Source organism: Kitasatospora sp. NPDC048298 (assembly GCF_043201465.1).
Classification (GTDB): Bacteria; Actinomycetota; Actinomycetes; order Streptomycetales; family Streptomycetaceae; genus Kitasatospora.
The window spans coordinates 15227-35905 of sequence record NZ_JBICYZ010000091.1; the positions used below are offsets into that span (position 1 = coordinate 15227).

Here is a 20679-nt window from a genome sequence, read left to right on the forward strand (position 1 = left end):
CAAGGGAGCTCTTGGGAATGGTCATCTCAACCGTCGGCACAACCGCCGGCGTCCGGCTCAGCGCAGCGACCGGCACGGCGGCGGCACCCGGTGCCGCGCCGTCCGCAGCCGCCGCACCGGCGCCCCGGCTCGGCAGCTCCGCCGACCCGGGTTCCGAGGCCTACCGCGCCAACACCGAGGCGCACCGGGCCCTGGTCGCCGAGCTGCGCGCGAAGCTCGACGCGGCCGCCCTGGGCGGCGGTGCCAAGGCCCGCGCCCGGCACACCGCCCGCGGCAAGCTGCTGCCCCGCGACCGGGTGGACACCCTGCTCGACCCGGCCTCCCCCTTCCTGGAGCTGGCCCCGCTGGCCGCCGACGGGATGTACGACGGTGCGGCGCCCGCGGCCGGCGTGATCGCCGGCATCGGCCGGGTGGCCGGGCGCGAGGTGGTGGTGGTCGCCAACGACGCCACCGTCAAGGGCGGCACCTACTACCCGATGACGGTGAAGAAGCACCTGCGCGCCCAGGAGGTCGCGCTGGAGAACCGGCTGCCCTGCGTCTACCTGGTGGACTCCGGCGGCGCCTTCCTCCCGATGCAGGACGAGGTCTTCCCGGACCGCGACCACTTCGGCCGGATCTTCTACAACCAGGCCAGGCTCTCCGCCGCGGGCATCCCGCAGATCGCCGCCGTGCTCGGCTCGTGCACGGCCGGCGGCGCGTACGTCCCGGCGATGAGCGACCAGGCCGTGATCGTCCGCAACCAGGGCACGATCTTCCTGGGCGGCCCGCCGCTGGTGAAGGCCGCCACCGGCGAGGTGGTCACCGCCGAGGAACTGGGCGGTGGCGAGCTGCACTCCCGCACCTCGGGCGTGACGGACCACCTGGCCGAGGACGACGCCCATGCCCTCTCCATCGTCCGCACGATCGTCGCCGGGCTCGGCCCGCGCGAGACCAAGCCGTGGCCGCTGACCCCGGTCGAGCCGCCGGCCGTCGACCCGGCGGGCCTGTACGGGGCCGTGCCGGTCGACCCGCGCACGCCCTACGACGTGCGCGAGGTGATCGCCCGTCTGGTGGACGGCAGCCGGTTCGCCGAGTTCAAGGCCGAGTACGGCTCGACCCTGGTCACCGGCTTCGCCCGGATCCACGGCCACCCGGTCGGCATCGTCGCCAACAACGGCGTCCTGTTCTCCGAGTCGGCCCTCAAGGGCGCCCACTTCATCGAGTTGTGCGACCAGCGCGGCATCCCCCTCCTCTTCCTCCAGAACATCACCGGGTTCATGGTCGGCCGGCAGTACGAGGCGGGTGGCATCGCCAAGCACGGCGCCAAGATGGTCAACGCCGTCGCCTGCACCCGTGTCCCGAAGCTGACCGTGGTGATCGGCGGCTCGTACGGAGCCGGCAACTACTCGATGTGCGGCCGGGCCTACTCACCTCGCTTCCTGTGGATGTGGCCGGGCGCCAAGATCTCCGTGATGGGCGGCGAACAGGCGGCCTCTGTCCTCGCCACCGTCCGCCGCGACCAGCTGGAGGCGCACGGCGAGCAGTGGCCGACCGAGGCGGAGGAGGAGTTCAAGCGCCCCGTCCGCGAGCAGTACGAGCGCCAGGGCAACGCCTACTACGCCACCGCCCGGCTCTGGGACGACGGTGTGATCGACCCGATGGACACCCGCACCGTCGTCGGACTCGCGCTCACCGCCTGCGCCAACGCCCCGTTGGCGCCGCCCGCTCCCTACGGCGTCTTCCGCATGTGATCCGTCCTCGTGTCACCCCTGCGTCCGTGACCCCTCCCTTCCGGGTGTGACTCCCCGCGGCGCCGGCCCACCCGGGCCGGCGCCCCGATCGCCCATCCGCCACCTCCTTCGTACGGCTCCCCTCGACCCGGAGGAACGCCTCCCATGTTCGACACAGTTCTGGTCGCCAACCGCGGCGAGATCGCCCTCCGGGTGATCCGCACCCTGCGGCGGCTCGGCGTCCGCTCGGTCGCCGTGTTCAGCGACGCGGACGCCGACGCGCCGCACGTCCGCGAGGCCGACGTCGCGGTCCGACTCGGCCCGTCCGACCGCAGCGACAGCTCGGCGACCGAGACCTATCTGCGGACCGACCAGATCCTCGCCGCCGCCCGCCGCACCGGCGCCCAGGCCGTCCACCCCGGCTATGGCTTCCTCGCCGAGAACCCCGGCTTCGCCCGCGCCTGCGCCGACGCGGGCCTCGTCTTCATCGGACCACCTCCCGGTGCGGTCGAGTTGATGGGCGACAAGATCAACGCCAAGGAGGCCGTCCGGGCCGCCGGCGTGCCGGTGGTCCCCGGCAGCCAGGCCACCGCGCCCACCGACGAGGATCTCGTCGCCGCCGCCGACGAGATCGGCTACCCGGTGCTGCTCAAGCCGTCCGCCGGCGGTGGCGGCAAGGGCATGCGCCTCGTGCGGGACAGCGCCGACCTGCCCACCGAGATCGCCGCGGCCCGCCGGGTCGCCCGCACCGCCTTCGGCGACGACACCCTGCTGCTGGAGCGCTGGGTCGACCGGCCGCGCCACATCGAGGTGCAGGTGCTCGCCGACGCCCACGGCACCACCGTCCACCTCGGCGAGCGCGAGTGCAGCCTCCAGCGCCGCCACCAGAAACTGATCGAAGAGGCTCCCTCCGTTCTGCTCAATGCCGAGACCCGTGCCGCGATGGGCGCCGCGGCCGTCCGCGCCGCGGAGTCCTGCGGCTACACCGGCGCCGGCACCGTGGAGTTCATCGTCCCCGGCATCGACCCGGACGCCCCCGCCTCCCCCGCCGAGGGGGTGCGGGACTTCTTCTTCATGGAGATGAACACCCGTCTCCAGGTGGAACACCCCGTCACCGAGCTCGCCGTCGCGGTCGGCGCGGACGCCGACCGCCTCGACCTGGTCGAGTGGCAGGTGCGCGTCGCGGCCGGCGAAGCACTCACCTTCACCCAGTCCGACATCTCCTTCCTGGGCCACGCCATCGAGGCCCGCATCTGCGCCGAGGACCCGGAACGGGACTTCCTGCCCACCGGCGGCCGCATCCTCACCCTGGACGAGCCCCGGGGCGAGGGCATCCGCGTCGACTCCGGGGTGGCCCCCGGAACCGTCGTCACCAGCGCCTACGACCCCATGCTCGCCAAGGTCATCGCGTACGGGCCCGACCGCCCGACCGCGCTGCGCCGGCTCCGCGCGGCACTGGCCGACACCCGCATCCTGGGCGTCACCACCAACACCGGCTTCCTGCGCCGACTGCTCGCACACCCCGAGGTCGCCGCCGGTCGGCTGGACACCGGCCTGGTGGAGCGGACGGCCCAGGAGCAGCCGGCCCTGCTCGCCGCGCCGTACTCCCCCGCGAACGCGACCGCCTCTGACGCGCCCGCGGCGGACGAACCGCCGTCGCCCGCTCACCTCCTCTACTACGCGGCCGCGCTGGCACGGCACCTGGAACTCGCTCCGCCCGCCGATCCCGACGGCTGGACCGACCCGTTCTCCCTTCCCTCCGGCTGGCGCCTGGGCGGCACCCCCGCCTGGACCACCCACCGACTCCGTACCCCCGGCCAGGATCCGGTGTCGGTGCGCATCCGTCCGATCACTGCGGGCAACGTAGCCGATGCCACTGACAATTCCGGTGGGCCCGCCCGCGAACTGGAGCTCCGGCTCGACGAGGGCCCCGCGCACCGCGCCCGCGCGGCCCTGGCCGGCGACCGGCTGCACCTGACCGTCGACGGCCTCCGGACCACGTTCTCGCTGGCCACCGACGCCACCCCCGGCCTCGCCGCCGGACCGGTGACCTGGCTCGGTGTCGAGGGCGACGCCTGGCCGCTGCACGCCTACGACCCGGTCGTCGAGAGCGCCGCCGGGGCCGGCGCGCACCACGGCGCCCTGACCGCCCCGATGCCCGGCACCGTCACCGTCGTCAAGACCACGGTGGGCGAGACGGTCCGCAAGGGACAGCCCCTGCTCGTGCTGGAGGCCATGAAGATGGAACACGTGATCGCCGCGCCGCACGACGGCGTGGTGGCCGAACTGCGGGCTTCCGCCGGCGCCACCGTCGCGATGGAGGACCTGCTGGTCGTGGTCACCCCGGTCGAGGACGCGGCCGGCGAGGACGGCCCCGCCGTGCCGACCGCCGCACCCGCGGAGGTCCGGTCGTGACGGCCCCCGTCCCCGCCCGCGAGCCCGACGCCCTCGACCTGGGCCTGCCCGACCCGGTCCGCGCCCCCGGCCTGCCCGAGGAGGTCCGGATCCACGAGGTCGGGCCGCGCGACGGCCTGCAGAACGAGAAGTCCCTTGTGCCGGTCGAGGTCAAGGCCGAGTTCATCGCCCGGCTCGCGGCCGCCGGGCTGCGGACCGTCGAGGCCACCAGCTTCGTTCACCCGAAGTGGGTACCGCAGCTGGCCGACGCCGAGGAGCTGGTCCCCCGGCTCGCCGGCCTGCCGGAGCGTCACCCCGGCCTGCGGCTGCCGGTGCTGGTGCCCAACGAGCGCGGTCTGGACCGTGCGCTCGCCCACCACACCACCGACGTCGCGGTGTTCGCCAGCGCCACCGAGACCTTCGCCCGCCGCAACCTCAACCGCTCGGCGGACGAGGCCATGGAGATGTTCCGCCCGGTCGTGGCCCGGGCCACCGAGGCCGGGGTCGCGGTCCGCGGCTACCTCTCGATGTGCTTCGGCGACCCGTGGGAGGGTCCCGTCCCGGTCGAGCAGGTGGTCCGGTACGGCGTGCAGCTGCTGGAACTGGGCTGCGTGGAGCTGAGCCTCGGCGACACCATCGGGGTGGCGACCCCGGGCCAGGTCACCGCCCTGCTGGCGGGTTTCGCGCGGGCCGGCGTCCCGGTCGAGCGGCTCGCCGTGCACTTCCACGACACCTACGGCCAGGCGCTCAGCAACACCCTGGCGGCGCTACGCGAGGGCGTCACCACGGTGGACGCCTCGGCGGGCGGCCTGGGCGGCTGCCCGTACGCGAAGAGCGCCACCGGCAACCTGGCCACCGAGGACCTGGTCTGGATGCTGCACGGGCTCGGTGTCCGGACCGGCGTCGACCTGCGCTCCCTCGTCGCGACCAGCGGCTGGATGGCGGATCGCCTCGGCCGCCCGAGCCCGTCCCGCACCGTCCAGGCGCTGCTCGGCTCCTCCGGGAGCTGACCCGCCCGCTCCCTCCCCGGCGCCGGCCGGCCGCCCGCACCGTCCGGCCGGCGCCGCGCACCACCCCGCATCGCTCGACACCAATCCCTCAGTCACACCGTTCGTCCGTCATACCGTCCGACGGACGCCGGTCATCCCGCTCACGTCCGCGGCCGACCCGGCCGGGCGCCAGGAGGATCACCATGCTCGACCACAGGCTCAGCAGCGAGTACGAGGAACTGCGGCGCACCGTCGCGGAGTTCGCCCAGGACGTGGTGGCGCCGAAGATCGGCGGGTTCTACGAGCGGGAGGAGTTCCCGTACGAGATCGTCCGCGAGATGGGGCGGATGGGGCTCTTCGGCCTGCCCTTCCCGGAGGAGTACGGCGGCATGGGCGGCGACTACTTCGCCCTCGGCCTCGCCCTGGAGGAACTCGCCCGCGTCGACTCCTCGGTGGCGATCACCCTGGAGGCCGCCGTCTCGCTCGGCGCGATGCCGATCTACCGGTTCGGCACCGAGGAGCAGAAGCGCGAGTGGCTGCCCCGGCTGACCTCGGGCGAACTCCTCGGCGCCTTCGGCCTCACCGAGCCGGAGGGCGGTTCGGACGCGGGGGCCACCCGGACCACGGCGCGGTACGACGAGGCCACCGACGAGTGGGTCATCAACGGGACCAAGTGCTTCATCACCAACTCCGGCACCGACATCACCGGCCTCGTCACCGTCACCGCGCTCACCGAACCGATCGCTCGTTCGAGTGAAGAGGGCGAATTCCGCTCGCCTGTACGGGAGATCTCCTCCATCATCGTGCCCACCGGGACCCCCGGCTTCCAGGTCTCGAAGAAGTACTCGAAGGTCGGGTGGAACGCATCCGACACCCGCGAACTGTCCTTTACCGACTGCCGCGTTCCCGCGGCCAACCTGCTGGGCGAGCGTGGCCGAGGCTACGCCCAGTTCCTGCGGATCCTCGACGAGGGCCGCATCGCGATCGCGGCCCTGGCCACCGGCCTGGCCCAGGGCTGCGTCGACGAGTCCGTGAAGTACGCCGGCGAGCGCCGGGCCTTCGGCCGGCCGATCGGCGCCAACCAGGCCATCCAGTTCAAGCTTGCCGACATGGAGCTGCGCGCCCACACCTCCCGCCTGGCCTGGCGGGACGCCGCTTCCCGGCTGCTGCACGGCGAACCGTTCAAGAAGGAGGCCGCGATCGCGAAGCTGTACTCGTCCGAGGCCGCCGTCGACAACGCCCGCGAGGCTACCCAGATCCACGGCGGGTACGGCTTCATGAACGAATTCCCGGTCGCCCGGTTCTGGCGCGACTGCAAGATCCTGGAGATCGGGGAGGGCACGTCCGAAGTCCAGCGCATGCTCATCGCCCGGGAGCTCGGCATCGGTTCGTGACGACCATGTCCTGATGGTCGCCTCCTGAGCCGCGCCACGTCACACCCACCGGGCCGGCACGCCAGTCAACGTGCTGCCCCCCGACGAGAGTTGGGGAGCAGCGCGGCGGAGGAGGCATCAGGAGGAGACCTCACGGAGGCTTCGGGAGAAGCCGCAGGCACAAGGCCTCAGGGGATCACGATCACCGGGCGGTTGGCCCGCCGCGCCAGCCGTCCGGAGACCGAGCCGAAGATCTTGCCGAGCAGGCCGTGCGTCGTGCCGACGACGATCGCGTCGGCGGCGTACTCGCGGCCGACCTCCTCGATCTCGTGACAGATGTCCCCTCCGCGCTCGACCAGGATCCACGGCACGCCGGTGAGGAAGTCCGCGCAGGCGAGCTCCAGACCCAGGACCTCCGTCCGGTGGTCGGGGAGGTCGACGAAGACGGGCGGCTCGCAGCCTGCCCAGACCGTGGCGGGCAGGCGGTTGGCGACGTGCACGATCACCAGGCCGCACTGCGAGCGGCGCGCCATGCCGACGGCGTAGGCAAGGGCGCGCTCGCTCGACAGCGAGCCGTCGAAGCCGACCACCACGCCGTGCTGGAACACCGGGTCGAGAGACGGCGCCGGGGCGTCCTGCCCGGTCGGCTCGGCGTGCCCGCCCAGCGGACCGGCCGCGCCGGAGGCTGCTTCCGGGCGCTCGGCGCCCGGACCCATGCGACCCGTCACCGGAGCCCCCGCAGGGTCGGCCGGGGGCTCGCCACGCCGCTGGCGGGGCCCTGGGCGGTCGCGCCGGGCCAGGCTGCCCCGACGGGCGAGGCCGCGCAGAGCGCGAGCGAAGCCCGGAGCGCCGTCGCGGCCGCCGTGCCCGGGGCCGGGCTCTCCTGGCTCCGCCGACTGAGCCTCGTCGGCCGACCGGGCCACACGGGCCGCTCCGGCCGCCTCGGCGCCTTCGGCGGCGTCGGGCCGCTCGCGTGCGGTCCGTACGCCCGAGGCACCCTCCGAAGCCTCGGCACGGGCCTCGGCCCGTCCGTCGGCATCGCTGTCGGCGCCGTCGGTGTGGTCACTGCGGTCACTGTGGTCGCTGCCTTCACCGCGGTCGCCGCGGTCGCCGCCGAGGCGTTCACCGCGGTGCTCGCGCTGGTGTTCACGGTGGTCGTCACTACGCCGGCCGGCAGGAACCCCGGCCCGCCCGTCGGAGCGATCGGAGGCAGGACCACCTTCCGGGCCCGCACTGCGGGACGTGTCCGGTTCAACCGGTCGGGGAGGCTCAAAACCAGCCATGGCTCACGGCTCTTCGATGGAGAGGGGCCGACAGGAGAGGAGAACAACGCTGCCCGGGCAGCAGGCCCGCCCACGGGATGACGTCGGTCTGCGCCGCGCAGCACCGTATGTGACCTGTTCCTTTCAGAGTACGACGGGCCTGGGGCCCCGCCCAGCGAGGAAGCCACCGAGCGACGTTGTTCCCGCGAAAGGGGGATGCGCCCGCCCTGGCGGTGCGCCCCGTCCACAGGCGATCGCGCCCCCTCCGGAAAGCCGGAAAGGAGGTTCCCAGGAGCTTGACGGACCGGACCGGACGGCGCAACAGCCCCACGGGACACCGTGACCGGACTGTCATGGATCGGCGACGATCCGTTGCCACCGATCGCGAACCGTGACGTCCGACCTGCCCCAACAGGCCCAACCGCCGCGTGCGCCACCGCCCGCCACGGAGGTGCGGAGGCCGTTTCAGCCACTCCGTACGGCTTCGGGACGCCGACTGGCATTTGCCACGTGCATAGGCACGGCCGCTGGCACCATGCTTGGCATGCCCCTGCTCCTGTTCGACCTCGACAACACCCTGCTGCCCCGGGACGCCGCCTACCGGGCCTGGGCAGAGGACTTCCTGTCCGAACACGGCCTCCCCCCGGGCGACCTCGACTGGTTCGTCACCCTCGACGGGGGCGGTTACGTTCCGCGCAGCACCGTACTGTCGGCGGTTCGGCGCCGCTACGGGCTGGACGTCACCGCCGACTTCCTGATTGCCCACTATCGACGCGGCATCAACTCCCACATCCACTGCCCGCCCCGGCACATCGAGGCGCTGCGGGCCGCCCGGGCGGCCGGGTGGACGCTCGGGATCGTCAGCAACGGCGGCACCCGGCCGCAGTTGGAGAAGATCCGACGGACCGGGCTGGGCCCGCTGGTCGACGGCTGGGTCATCTCGGAGGAGGCCGACTGCGTCAAACCGGACCCGCTGATCTTCGAGATGGCCGCCCAGCGGTGCGGCATCGCCCCCACCGGAGACTGGGCCGAGCACACCTGGATGATCGGGGACCACGCACCCGCCGACATCGCCGGCGCCGAACTGACCGGGCTGCGCAGCGTCTGGCTGCACCACGGTCGACCGTGGGCGGAGAGCGGCTACCGGCCGACGCTGAAGGCGGCCGGCCTGCCGGAAGCCGTCGGCCAGGTCCTCGCCGCACGGAACGCGCCCTCGCCCCGGCCGGACGTCCACTCCGACCGGCGGCTCCGGAAGGCCGCGGCGGGAGTGCCGGTACGCGCGACGGCGCCGGTCGGCGCGCGGTCCGGCGCACGTTCCCCGCTGGCCGCCCCGGAGGGCCCGAGCACATCCGTTCCCGCAACAACCGGGACGCTCGGCGAACCCGTCTCCGCAGGCCGGCCCGGTGTCCGAAACCGATCCGGCGGGTTTGCCGTGATCGCCGGGGCCGGCTCCGGCTCCGGGGCGGGCTCCGGAACGAGGGCAGGCGGCGGCCCCGGTCCGGCCCCGGACGCCCTCCGCCCCGCACCCACAACAGCACCGACACCCGCAGCCGCACCCGCAGCCGCACCGGCCACCGCACCGGCCGTCGTGGCGACCACGGCCGCGTCCACGACCGCTCCCCCTGCCGCCGTGGCGGCCGGCCAGTAGCGCCCCTGCCCCACCCCTCAACACCCCTACCGCGCCTACCGCCTACCACCCACCGCGGTCCGGCTCCGGGCACCCCTACTGCAGCGCGACTGCTGCGCCCCGACCCCGTGCCGCCGCCACCCACCGCGCGCCGGCAGTCAGCCGTCCGCCCACCCCACCGGCCTCGACTCCCCGCCGACCCCGGCTACCCCACCAGCCTCGGCTCCCCCGGCCCCGGCTACCCCACCGGCCCCCGCTACTCCGCCGCCCCCGCCGACGTACGGGTCCACCAGCAAGTTCGGGCCACCTCGACGAAGCCGAGCTTGCGGTAGAGCGGTTCGCCGAGCGAGGTGGCGACCAGGGTGGCCGGACGGTCCGGGTGCGCGTGGGCCAGGGCGGTCCGGAGAACGGCGCGGGCCGCTCCCCGGCCGCGTCGGTCGGGCAGCGTGGCGACCCAGTACACGCCAGTGGCCCGGCCGTCGTCGTAGGTGAGGCAGGTGCCCGCCACCGCGCCGTCGACGCGGCCCAGCCAGCCCCGCCAGCCGGGCACGTCCAGCAGCCGTTCCGGGAGGGCTTCGCCCCGGGCCCAGGGCTGTCGGGCGGGCAGCGGGAAGCCTTCCACGATCGTCCGCTCGACCATCGCGAAGCTGTCACCGTCCCGTGCCTCATCGACCGTCAGGACGCCGCCCCCGTGCGCCTCCGAGACCACGGGCAGGGCGGTGGTCTCGCCCTCGACCGGCCCCGGGTCCCGGACCATCACCGGCATGATCGGCATCCTCGTGGCCCCGAGGCCGGAGAGGTCGAGCCCGCCGTACGGGTCCTCCACGGTGCAGCGTATGGTCGACCACTCAACCATCAGGTCCGCCAACTCCTGCTCCAGGGATGACGGTTCCTCGTAGGGGCGGGTCACCACGATGCGGTGCGCGTCGTCCGGGGTCCGGGCGCACCGGACGGCGGTCAGCCCCGGGCGGGTGCGGGATCGCCAGCCGTGGACGCGGGCTTGGGCGAGCCAGAAGGCGGCGGCATTGTCGTTGGCCCGTTCGAGCCGGCTGCTGGTGTTCACGGCAGGACCGTAACGCGGCGGTCCGGTTCCCGGTTCTGCCGTGCCGGGCTTGGCCGGATGAAGCCTGGGAGGCGCACGACTTCTCCACGTGCGCCCCCTCGTGCACCGCCGATTTTCGGTCAATTTCGCGTCGGTCCCTCCCGCTTGGGCAAATCCGCAGTCCAGACCTGTCGGCCGGGCGCACCGGAGCCGGACGCCCCAGGAAGCGCCCCGCGACAACCAGCCACCGTTGCCCCGGCCCTCTTCCCAGAAAGGTCGACGGGTGCCACGCTTCGTGATCGAATGCATCACGCCAAATTGCCATGTCGACATAGCGTCGGATGGTGAACTTGTCACAACGGCAATGGTCCACCCGATAGATTTCGATCTTGGCTAGCAGTGCCGCACCACCCACACCACACCACCGAGGGGGCTTGAGCGCCTTGAGCAGGGTGAGCAGGAGCGACGCGGGTCCTGACAGCGGCCAGGCGGCAGCCGGCGGCGCGGGTCGGTCCGCGAGAAGCACCGGCACCGCCGCGATCGCCACCACCCGCACCTCCGGCACCCCGGGCGCCGCCTCGCACTCCTCGTACTCCGCGGTGCCCTCCCCCGGGACGGGCGCGGGCGTCGGCCCCGGTGCGCCCCCGGCCGCCTCCGACCACGGCACGGCGACGCCCTACGGCGGCCAGTCCCCCTACGGAGGCCAGCCGGCCTACGGCGGGCACCCGACCTTCGGCGGACAGCCCTTCGGCGGACAGTCCGTCAGTCGAGGCGCCGTCAACCCCGGGCAGCCCTACGGCGGCGAGCACCCGGGCCATTCCAGCCACCCCGGGCACCCGGGGCACGCCACCCATCCCGGCCATTCCGGCCACCCGGGCTACGGCGGACACCTCGCCCACCCCGGTCATTCCGGCCACCCCGGCTACGGCGGTGCCCCGGGCCCGAACGGTTCTCCCGTCGCCGCCCCCGGGCCGGGCGCCGGCCCGCTCGGCGGTCTCGCGCTCGGCTCCGGCACGGGCCACGGCCACGGCCCGCTGAGCCACGGCGGGCCCGGCGCGAACGGCTCCCCGACCCCGGTGACGTCCTCCGCACCCCGCAAGCTGTCCGGCCGGCGCCGTCGGGAGACCGTCGCGGTGCTGATCTTCGGCGGCGCCCCGATCTTCGAGAGCTCCATCCCGCTCTCCGTGTTCGGCGTGGACCGCCAGGACGCCGGGGTGCCCCGCTACCGCCTGTTGGTCTGCGCCGGGGAGGACGGCCCGCTGGCCACCACCGGCGGCCTGACCCTCTCCGCGCCGTACGGCCTGGAGGCGCTCGCCCGGGCCGGCACGATCGTCGTACCGGCCTGGCGCTCGATCTCCCAGCCCCCGCCGGTCGAGGCGATCACCGCCCTGCGCAAGGCCCACCACGAGGGCGCCCGGATCATCGGGCTCTGCACCGGGGCCTTCGTCCTGGCCGCCGCCGGCCTGCTCGACGGCCGCCCGGCGACCACCCACTGGATGTACGCGCCGACGCTGGCCAAGCGCTACCCGCGGGTCCACGTCGACCCGCGCGAGCTGTTCGTCGACGACGGCGACGTGCTCACCTCGGCCGGCACCGCCGCCGGCATCGACCTGTGCCTGCACGTGGTGCGCAGCGACCACGGCGCCGAGGCGGCCAACGCGCTGGCCCGCCGCCTGGTGGTGCCGAGCCGCCGCGGCGGTGGAGGACAGGCCCAGTACATCGATCAGTCTTTACCGGAGGAGATCGGCAACGATCCGCTGGCCGAGGTGGTCACCTGGGCGCTGGAGAACCTCAACCAGCAGTTCGACGTCGAGGTGCTGGCGGCTCGCGCGTACATGAGCCGGCGCACCTTCGACCGGCGGTTCCGCACGCTCACCGGCAGCGCGCCGCTCCAGTGGCTGATCACCCAGCGGGTGCTCCAGGCCCAGCGGCTGCTGGAGACCTCGGAACTGTCGGTGGACGACGTCGCGCGCCGTTGCGGGTTCCGTTCGCCGGTGGCGCTGCGCGGTCACTTCCGCCGCCAGCTCGGGGTCTCCCCGGCCGCGTACCGGACCAGCTACCGGGCCCGCCGTCCCGGCCAGCAGCCGCCCGCGCCGAACGGTGCGCTCGGCGACCTGCGGCTGCCCGGAGCGCTGCCGCACCCTGCGGGCACGGTCGCGCCGGCGGGCGGGCCGCTGTTCGGCGGGGCGCACGGTGTGCCGTCGGCGCAGCCGTTCCCGACCGGTCCGGGGGTGCCGGCAACGGTCGGCCCGCACGGGCAGCCGGTGCCGCACGGTCAGCACGGGCAACACGGTCAGCAGGTCGGGCACGGCCAGCCGGGAGGACACGGACAGCCCGGCGGGTTCGGTCCGGGCCAGGTCGGGACGCCGACCGGCCAGGCCTTCCACGCCCGCGCCGGTCAGCCGTACCCGCACCAGCAGGCCGCGCAGCAGTCGCACCCCGGGCAGCAGGGTGCGGCCGGGCGCGGTCCGCTGCGGCCGCCGGTGGTTCCGCCGCAGGCCGGACCGGGAGCGGGGGCGGGGACCGGACGTCCGCCGCGCACCGCGGAGCACGCGGCGGCGGAGGACGGCCTCCCGCAGCCGGGGGTGCGCGGCCAGGGCCAGGGGCACCGGAGCGCGGCCGAGCGGCCCTCGGACGAGCCGGGTGCGGCCGGGCGCGGTCACGGCGCGGCCGGCGGACGGCTACCGGCCCCGACCGGGCAGCCGGGTGCCGGCCAGGGTGACCTCCGCGGTCGCCAGGCCCGGGCTCCGCAGGTCCGCGGTCAGGTCGGCCGGCCCGCGGCCGAGGGCGCCCGGGCGGCGCGCGAGGTTCGGACCGGGCGGGACGGCCACGCCGTCCGGACCGGCCGCGAGGGCGAGCACCCGGACGGGCTCGGCACGCACGACGGGCCGGAGGAGCACCAGACCGAGGCACCCCGCTCGGCTCCACCGGTCCCCGCGGCGCGTGATCGCGCCGTAGGGTGAGTTGTGTGAATGACCGTTTGGTATGGATCGACTGTGAAATGACCGGCCTCGACCTCGACCAGGACGCCCTGGTCGAGGTCGCGGTGCTGGTGACGGACTCCGAGCTGAACATCCTCGGCGAGGGCGTGGACGTCATCATCCGGCCGCCGGCGGAGGCGCTGGCGAACATGCCCGAGGTGGTGCGCGGGATGCACACCGCGTCCGGGCTGCTGGAGGAGCTGGAGCAGGGCGTGACCCTGGCCGAGGCCGAGGCGCGGGTGCTCGCCTACGTGCGCGAGCACGTGCCGGAGGCCGGGAAGACCCCGCTGTGCGGCAACTCGGTGGCCACCGACCGCGGCTTCCTGGCCCGGGACATGCCCGCCCTGGAGAAGCACCTGCACTACCGGATCGTGGACGTCTCCTCGATCAAGGAGCTGGCCCGCCGCTGGTACCCGAAGGCGTACTACAACAGCCCGCAGAAGGGCGGGAACCACCGGGCGCTCGCCGACATCCGGGAGAGCATCGACGAACTGCGGTACTACCGCGAGGCGGTGTTCGTCCCACAGCCCGGTCCGGACGCCGACACCGCGCGGGCGATCGCCGGGAAGTACCAGGCCCCGGCGAGCTGAGCCCCGGGCCGCCCGGCGGGCCGTCGGCGGCAACGCCCCGGACCTGCCCGGCGGCAGCACCCGGACGTGCCCGTCGGAACCCCCGTCGGAACCCCTGCCGGAGGACCGGAGAGGGTGCCCGCGTTCGCCGGGACGAAACCCTGGCGCGAGCACCCTCTCGGATCCTGTAGAGTTCTTCCTGTCGGAACGGGAACGCGAGAGCGGGAACGGACCGGACAGATGGTGGGTGTAGCTCAGTTGGTAGAGCACCTGGTTGTGGTCCAGGTGGCCGCGGGTTCGAGTCCCGTCACTCACCCCAGAGCCTGAGGGGCCGATCTCTTCAAGAGATCGGCCCCTCAGGCGTTTTCGCACTCCCTCAGCTGTGCACGGCCTCAGTTGCCCGCCCTCCCAGCCGGATGTGCGCTCCCTCACACGCGCCCGGCCGGTCGGCTTCGAGTCGACCCCTGCCACCGGAAGCTACTGGCTAGTAACATCAACGCCATGACCACACCCATGATCGGCAAGCTGCTCGACGACACCGTGCCGATGGCGCACACCCTCAAGCTGGAGTACCTGGAGACCACCCCGGAGCGCGCCGTCCTCCGGCTCCCGGACCAGCCCGCGTACCACAACCACGTCGGCGGCCCGCACGCCGGCGCGATGTTCACGCTCGCCGAGTCCGCCAGCGGCTGCATCGTGCTCGCCGCCTTCGGCGACCAGCTGTCCCGGGCCGTGCCGCTCGCCGTCAACGCCGAGATCGCGTACAAGAAGCTCGCCATGGGCGACGTCACCGCCACCGCCGTGCTCGGCCGCCCGGCCGCCGAGGTCGTCGCCGAGCTGGACGCCGGCGGCCGCCCCGAGTTCCCGGTCACCGTCGAGATCACCCGCGCCGACGGCGCCGTCACCGGCGTGATGACGGTCACCTGGACCCTGCGCCCCAACTCCTGACCGCCGCGCGGTCGGCGGCCCCGGGAACGCCGGCCCCGGGGCCACCCTTTCGATGACTGTCCGTGACGGCGGGCGTGACCTCACCGCCCACCGGCTCGTTCTCGATTCACGTGCGAGCCAATCACGCGACCAAGCCCCAGGAACCCGCCCCCGGCGGCGTCGCCGGTGCCCGCCGCGGGATCGCCCGATGGCTGCCCCGCCCCCGCGCCGTCGCGACCGCCGGGGCCCTGCTCGCGCAACTCTGGGGCTTCGGCGCCCCCGCGTACGCGGCCACCGTCGACCCGCTGCCGGACCCGGCCCGACCCGCCGTCCGCCGCGCACCGCACGCCGCACCGGAACTCGACCGGCCGGCGCTCGACGGTCCCGCCCTCGACGGGCAGTCAGCCGAACGCCCCGTCGGGTCCGGCCCCTCGACGGGCGCGCCGCCGAACCACTCCCCCGGGCCCACCGGGAGGCCGACCGACGACGGCCCGGTCGAGGACCTCCCCGGGATCACCGGAGTCACCGGGGCGGTCGGCGGCACCCTCCAGGAACGCATCCGGGCTGGCGGCCTGCCCCTGCCCGGCCAGCGGGCGGCCGTCCCCGACGCCTTCGCGCTCGCCTCCGGCCTGCTCGGCACCGACCCCGCCCGGGCCCGGCCCGACGGCCCCCGCGTCTCCCGCGAGGGCGGAGCCGCCGACCTGTCCGACCCTGCCCGACGCCGCACCGACGCGGCCCTTCCCGCCCTTCCCCGACAGCGCGGGGCCGCGGCCGAACCACTGGTCCAGGAGGCGGTGGCCACCGCCGCCGACCAGACCGGCCCCACCGCCGATCCGGACAGGACGGCGGACCCCACGGCTCCCACCGCACCGGGCCGCGGCGGCCCACCCGAGACGCCGGCCGTCGTCGACACCGCCACGGCCGCCACCTCCGGCCACGGCTCCGCCACCGCGACCGCCGTCCTCGCCCCCATCGCCGCCGGACTGCTGCTCACCGGAGCGGCCATGTGCAAGCACCGCGGACTGCCCAGCGGGCACTGATCGTTCCCGGGCCCGCTCGAGCGGCGGCGCCGCGGCCCGGGAACGATCGGGTTGGTGATCAGTGATCCGATGCGGGACCGGATCGAGCCGTTGATGCCGGCCGATCCGGTCCGTGGGCGGCGATGGGCGGAGCATCGCCGCCCACTGGAAGCGATCGGATGGCGGTACGGCACGTGCTCGCCATGGCGGGGCCTGCCGGAGGAGTCGGGGTCGTTCCGGACCGTACACAAGCGCCTGCCGCGCCGGGCGGTCGAGGGCACAGGGCGTCGGGTCCTCGCGGCCGTACCGGCCGAGGCGGACGCCGACGACGACATCGGCTGGACCGCCTCGGTGGACTCCACCGTGTGCCGGGCCCACCAGCACTCCTCCGGCGCCCACACAGGGCGACTGCGGACGGGGCGAGTCCGGCATCGGTCAAAGAGACAGGCCTTGGGCCCTAGGACACTTCCAGGTCCAGGGCCAGCAGCGGGAGTTCACGGCCCGGGATCGAGCCGGACGGGATGCTGCCGATCCGGGTGGCGCCCATCGCCAGGTAGAACGGCTCGGCGTTCGGGTCGGAGTCGATGGTGAGCCGGCGCAGGCCGAGCGCCACGGCCAGGCCCCGAGCCCGCTCGAACAGCGCGCGGCCGACGCCACGGCCGATCCACTCGGGCTCGACGAAGAGCTGGTCCAGCGACCCGGTCGGCGGTGCGCCGGACAGCGAGACGAACCCCAGCACCTGCCCGTCGGCCTCGGCCACCACCGTGGCCGACCGCTCGATCACGTCCGCGTCCACGGTCAGCTCCGACCGGCAGGCCGCCATGAACGCCTCGTCGTAGCCCCAGTACGCCTTGGCCCGAAGCGCGATGCCGGTGAGCAGCGCGGCCTCCTCCGGCCTGGCCGGTCTGATCTCCATGACGCCCCCTCGGGTCGGCGGCCGGACGGCAGCGCCATTGTCGGCCGCGATTCCGTCGTCCGCCAACGGTTTTACGGCGGGCCGCCCGGCCGGCGGACGAGGGCGGACGAGGGACCTCGCGAACCCCAGAGAGGCATGACGGCAGACGGCTCGCCCGGTGGACCGACAGGTGGGAAGGCCCGGGTCGGCGCTTCCGGCCTGGGCGCCCCGGCGACCGCGGCCGGAGCGACGCCGGCACCCGCCCGTACCGAGCCCCGACCCCGGCCACACGAACGGGGCGGGAACGACACCACGCCGACAGCACGAGCCCGGCGCCATCCGGGCGGGCCGTCAGCGGAACACGCCCGGCGGCGGTTCCGGGGACGGGGCCGCCGTGGCGTCCGTCGCCGGAATGGCGCCGGCCGCGAAGTCGGTGAGGGCGCGGCCGTGTTCGACCCGGGCGTGGGCGGAGTCGGAGGCGGCGCGGCGGGTGAGGTCGGCGATCGGCAGCGGGGTGTGGGCGGCGGCCAGGATCAGGTTGCCGAAGCGCTTGCCGCGCAGCACGGCGGGGTCGGCGATCAGGCAGAGCTCGGGGAAGACCGCGGCGAGGGTGGCGACCTGGGAGCGGGCGAAGGGCAGGGCGCCGCCGTCGGCGATGTTGGCGGTGTACCAGCCGCCGGGGGCGAGGGCCCGGGCGGCGAGGGTGGTGAACTCGACGGTGGTGCAGTGGGCTGGGGTGCGGGCGCCGGAGAAGACGTCGGTGATCACCAGGTCGACGCTGCCCTCGGGGGTGCGTTCCAGGACGCTGCGGGCGTCCGCGCCGCGCACCTTGATCTGCCAGCCGCGCTCCAGGGGGAGTTCGGTGCGGACGAGTTCGGTGAGCGCGGTGTCGATCTCGGCGACCTGCTGGCGGGAGCGCGGCCGGGTCGCGGCGGTGTAGCGGGCGAGGGTGAGGGCGCCGCCGCCGAGGTGCAGCACGGTGAGCGGGCGGCCGGGCGGGGCGACCAGGTCGATCAGGTGGCCGAGCCGGCGCTGGTACTCGAAGCCGAGGTGGGTGGGGTCGGCGAGGTCGACCAGGGACTGCGGGGCGCCGTCGATCAGCAGCGACCAGGCGGCGGGGCGGTCGCGGTCGGGGCGCAGCTCGGCGAGGCCGGAGCCGACGGGGCGGCTGAGCGGGCCCTGGGCGTGGGTGCGTCCGCCCGGTCCGGTGGTGGCCGCCGGTTCACTGCCGCGGGCGGCTCTGCTGCTTCGTCCCATGCCGGCCATTATCGCCGCCGGAGTGGAACACCCACAGGTCAGGGGGCGTGCCGCGGGGACCCGGCCGGAGGTCGGCGGGCCCGGCGGTCTCCGCACAACGCACCCGCAGGAACGGGCCGGGACCGCCGGAACGGGCCGAGGCCGCTAGAACGGGCCGAGGCCGCCCGCGGTGAGTGTGCAGGCGGCCTCGCAGAGGGCGGAGCGCAGTACCCAGGCGTCGGTGGGGCGCGCGGTGCGGACGGCGCCGGAGGGCGGGATCACCCAGCGCGGGTCGGTGGCGGCGGGCACCAGCGCGCCCGCGGTACAGGAGCTGCCGGGCAGGTGCCAGGTCTCCCAGGTGCCGGCCGGGACGAGGAAGGAGACGGTGCTGCCGTTGCGGCTCTGCAGGACGGCTCCGCAGGCGCGGCGCAGTCTCAGGATGTCGACGGCCTCCAGGCCGTGCCGCAGGGCGACGGTCACGGTGTCGCAGGAGGTGACGAGGATGCCCTCGTCGGGGGTGGTGCGCTCGCGCCGGTGGCCACCGCGGGGGATGCGGCCGCCCTCGACCGGTGCCCGGCCGGACATCCGGTCGTCGGCGGGTTCGGGGAGGAGGGCGGGGGACGCGCCGGCCAGTACTCCCCCGCGGACGGGTCGGCACTGCGGCAGTCCGGTGGCCATCATGGGCTCTCCTGTACCTCGTCGGGTCCTGAAGCACAGCCGTTGGGAGGACCGCCGGGCTGGGACGGGCCGGGCGACGGCATGGGCTTCTTCCTCGTACCAGGACAACGCGGCGGGCGCACCGCGGGCCACGGGGCGCATTACAGCAAGCCATGGCATTTCATGGCGGATATCCCGCAACATCGCCCTCTTCGCCCCGGTTTGACGGCAGATGTCCTGCAAACCGAATGTGGCCGCTCGGTGACTCCGAGTACTCTCGGCGCCATGGCAGCCACCCCACCGGCCGAGCCGAACCGACCGACCCCCAACACCGTGATGCGCGCGCTGCGCGGCGACCGTTCACCCGGCGAGTTCGCCACGGCCGTCCGCAGGGCCGCCCGCGAGATCGGCGAGCACGTGTCCTGCGACGCCCGCTACGTCGGTCGGGTCGAGTCCGGTGAGATCCGCTGCCCCAACTACGCCTACGAGCGGGTGTTCCGGCACATGTGGCCGGACCGCACGCTCGCCGACCTCGGCTTCGCCTCCCGGACCTCCGTCCGCCGCCGCCCGGCGGACCGACCCGGCGGGCGGAGCGAACCGCCTCCGCTCCACCCGACGTTCCCGCCCCCGCCCGCCCCGCGCTCACCACTCTCCACTCAACTCCCGTACGCTGCCTCGCCGTACGCGGATCCAGCCGCTCCGGAAGGGCCCTCGTGGCCGCGCCCCGGGACGGCGCCCCGGGGGCCCGATGGATCGCCCAATCTCGACGAGGAGAACGACGACGTGCGTCGCCGTACGTTCCTGGCCGGCGGCACCACCGCGCTGGCCACCGTGATCGGCATCGACCGACCGGCCGCGGCCGCCGGCCTGCCGGCCCGCGCCGACGGCGCCGCCGGTGCGCTCACCGGTCAAGGCGCCCTTCCCGGTGCGGAGTTCGCCGCACCGTCACTGCTCGGCGGCGAACCGCTGGTGCCCGGCCGGCCCGGGCCGGTGGCGACGATGCGCCGGGTCGGCGCCGCCGAGGTGCTCGGCGTCGAACAGGCCGTCCGGGAGATCCGGCTGGCCGACGACGCGCACGGCGCCGACGCCCTGTACGAGCTCGCCGGGCAGTCGCTGCGCAACGCGTACGTGCTGCTCAACGAGTGCGAGTACACCGAGGAGACGGAGCGCCGGCTGCAGGCCGGGGCGGGTGAACTCGCCATCTCCGTCGGATGGTTGGCCCATGACTCGAACCGGCTCGCGGACGCCCGCTCGTTCTACTCCGAGGCGCTCGCCACCGCCCGGATGGCCGGGGACTCCGCCCTGGAGGCGCACGTCTTCTGCAACAGCGCCTTCCTGGCCCGGGACGCCGGCCGGCCGCGCGAGGCGCTGCGCGCCGCCCAGGCCGGGCAGGCCGCCGCCCGGGATCTGGGCTCCGAGCGGCTGCTCGCCCTGCTGACCATGCGCGAGGCCGGCGCCTGGGCGCTGCTCCAGGACCGCGGCTCCTGCGAGCGCGCGCTCGGCCGGGCGTACGCGCTGTTCGACCGGGGCCCCGCCGAGCAGGACCCGGAGTGGATGTCCTTCTTCGGCGAGGCCGAGATCGCCGGCCTCCAGTCGCAGTGCTGGTCGGCGCTCGGCGACTGGGACCGGGCCAGCGAGCAGGCGGGGCTGGCGATAACGCTCCAGAAGCCGCACTTCGTCCGCAACCGGGTGCTGTACACCGCCGAGCTGGCCCACGACCGGCTCGGCCGCGGGGACCTGGTGGGCGCGGCGCACCACGGCTCGGCCGCCGTCGCACTGTTCGGCGCCGTCCGCTCGGCCCGGATCCGGAGCATGCTCGCGGACACCGCCGGACGGCTGCGCCCGCACGTCGCGGTGCCCGAGGTGCGCAGCTTCCTGACCGACTACGACCGGGCGGCGGCCGCCTAGGTGTGCATCTGCCGGAGCTCGGTTACACCTGGGTCTCGGTCTTCTGCTTGAGCCGTTCGTAGGGCGTCTGACCCCCGAGCGCCCCGTGGGG

14 protein-coding genes, 1 tRNA gene and 2 pseudogenes are annotated in these 20679 nt (G+C 74.6%); 12 read left to right on the forward strand and 5 right to left on the reverse strand.

The window, feature by feature from the left end; genetic code table 11:
- Positions 1 to 17: 17 nt before the first annotated feature.
- The 4 genes from ACGF0D_RS39620 (at position 18) to ACGF0D_RS39635 (ending at position 6486) form a co-directional block, all read left to right on the forward strand.
- On the forward strand, positions 18 to 1730 hold the full coding sequence (locus ACGF0D_RS39620) for a carboxyl transferase domain-containing protein (protein WP_392924930.1): 1713 nt from the start codon (positions 18 to 20) through the stop codon (positions 1728 to 1730).
- A gap of 144 nt (positions 1731 to 1874) precedes the next feature.
- Positions 1875 to 4124 carry a biotin carboxylase N-terminal domain-containing protein gene (locus tag ACGF0D_RS39625; RefSeq protein ID WP_392924932.1) on the forward strand — a complete coding sequence of 750 codons (2250 nt, stop codon included), beginning with the start codon at positions 1875 to 1877 and terminating at the stop codon, positions 4122 to 4124.
- Complete coding sequence (locus ACGF0D_RS39630; protein WP_392924934.1) at positions 4121 to 5113, forward strand: hydroxymethylglutaryl-CoA lyase; 993 nt, start codon at positions 4121 to 4123, stop codon at positions 5111 to 5113. Before ACGF0D_RS39625 ends, ACGF0D_RS39630 begins: the two co-directional genes overlap by 4 nt.
- Positions 5114 to 5295: 182 nt before the next feature.
- Positions 5296 to 6486, forward strand: a complete 1191-nt coding sequence (locus ACGF0D_RS39635; protein ID WP_392881310.1) for an acyl-CoA dehydrogenase family protein — start codon at positions 5296 to 5298, stop codon at positions 6484 to 6486.
- Positions 6487 to 6653: 167 nt separating this feature from the next.
- Here the strand turns inward: ACGF0D_RS39635 and ACGF0D_RS39640 are convergent, their stop codons facing one another.
- Positions 6654 to 7181, reverse strand: a complete 528-nt coding sequence (locus tag ACGF0D_RS39640; RefSeq protein ID WP_392924943.1) for a universal stress protein — start codon at positions 7179 to 7181, stop codon at positions 6654 to 6656.
- Positions 7182 to 8271: 1090 nt separating this feature from the next.
- Here ACGF0D_RS39640 and ACGF0D_RS39645 point away from each other — a divergent pair.
- Positions 8272 to 9375: an HAD-IA family hydrolase gene (locus tag ACGF0D_RS39645; protein ID WP_392881308.1), complete on the forward strand. Its 1104-nt coding sequence runs from the start codon at positions 8272 to 8274 to the stop codon at positions 9373 to 9375.
- 235 nt (positions 9376 to 9610) lie between these two features.
- Here the strand turns inward: ACGF0D_RS39645 and ACGF0D_RS39650 are convergent, their stop codons facing one another.
- Positions 9611 to 10417: a GNAT family N-acetyltransferase gene (locus ACGF0D_RS39650; RefSeq protein ID WP_392924935.1), complete on the reverse strand. Its 807-nt coding sequence runs from the start codon at positions 10415 to 10417 to the stop codon at positions 9611 to 9613.
- A gap of 1055 nt (positions 10418 to 11472) precedes the next feature.
- On the opposite strand from ACGF0D_RS39650, the pseudogene ACGF0D_RS39655 reads away from it, so the two are divergent.
- The 6 genes and pseudogenes from ACGF0D_RS39655 to ACGF0D_RS39680 form a co-directional block, all read left to right on the forward strand.
- Positions 11473 to 12478: pseudogene (locus ACGF0D_RS39655) on the forward strand (helix-turn-helix domain-containing protein); the annotation flags it as partial.
- 886 nt (positions 12479 to 13364) lie between these two features.
- Positions 13365 to 13967, forward strand: a complete 603-nt coding sequence (gene orn, locus ACGF0D_RS39660) for an oligoribonuclease (RefSeq protein WP_392881303.1) — start codon at positions 13365 to 13367, stop codon at positions 13965 to 13967.
- 222 nt (positions 13968 to 14189) lie between these two features.
- Positions 14190 to 14265 (forward strand) — tRNA-His (locus ACGF0D_RS39665).
- Positions 14266 to 14447: 182 nt separating this feature from the next.
- Positions 14448 to 14894, forward strand: a complete 447-nt coding sequence (locus ACGF0D_RS39670; RefSeq protein WP_392881300.1) for a DUF4442 domain-containing protein — start codon at positions 14448 to 14450, stop codon at positions 14892 to 14894.
- Between the two features lie 110 nt (positions 14895 to 15004).
- Positions 15005 to 15913: a hypothetical protein gene (locus ACGF0D_RS39675; RefSeq protein WP_392924937.1), complete on the forward strand. Its 909-nt coding sequence runs from the start codon at positions 15005 to 15007 to the stop codon at positions 15911 to 15913.
- 69 nt (positions 15914 to 15982) lie between these two features.
- Positions 15983 to 16288: pseudogene (locus ACGF0D_RS39680) on the forward strand (transposase); the annotation flags it as partial.
- Between the two features lie 61 nt (positions 16289 to 16349).
- Here ACGF0D_RS39680 and ACGF0D_RS39685 read toward each other — a convergent pair.
- From ACGF0D_RS39685 to ACGF0D_RS39695, 3 genes are all read right to left on the reverse strand, one after another.
- Positions 16350 to 16808, reverse strand: coding sequence for a GNAT family N-acetyltransferase (locus ACGF0D_RS39685; RefSeq protein ID WP_392924938.1), 459 nt, complete (start codon positions 16806 to 16808; stop codon positions 16350 to 16352).
- Positions 16809 to 17138: 330 nt separating this feature from the next.
- Entirely contained in the window at positions 17139 to 18044 is a 906-nt protein-coding gene (locus tag ACGF0D_RS39690; RefSeq protein ID WP_392924940.1) for a spermidine synthase, read from the reverse strand.
- A 144-nt stretch (positions 18045 to 18188) separates the two neighbouring features.
- Positions 18189 to 18704 (reverse strand): hypothetical protein, encoded by a 516-nt coding sequence (locus tag ACGF0D_RS39695; protein ID WP_392881289.1) that lies wholly within the window; start codon positions 18702 to 18704, stop codon positions 18189 to 18191.
- Positions 18705 to 18965: 261 nt separating this feature from the next.
- On the opposite strand from ACGF0D_RS39695, the gene ACGF0D_RS39700 reads away from it, so the two are divergent.
- A complete protein-coding gene (locus ACGF0D_RS39700) occupies positions 18966 to 20588 on the forward strand; it encodes a tetratricopeptide repeat protein (protein ID WP_392924941.1) in 1623 nt (540 codons plus the stop codon).
- The last annotated feature ends 91 nt before the right edge of the window (positions 20589 to 20679 follow it).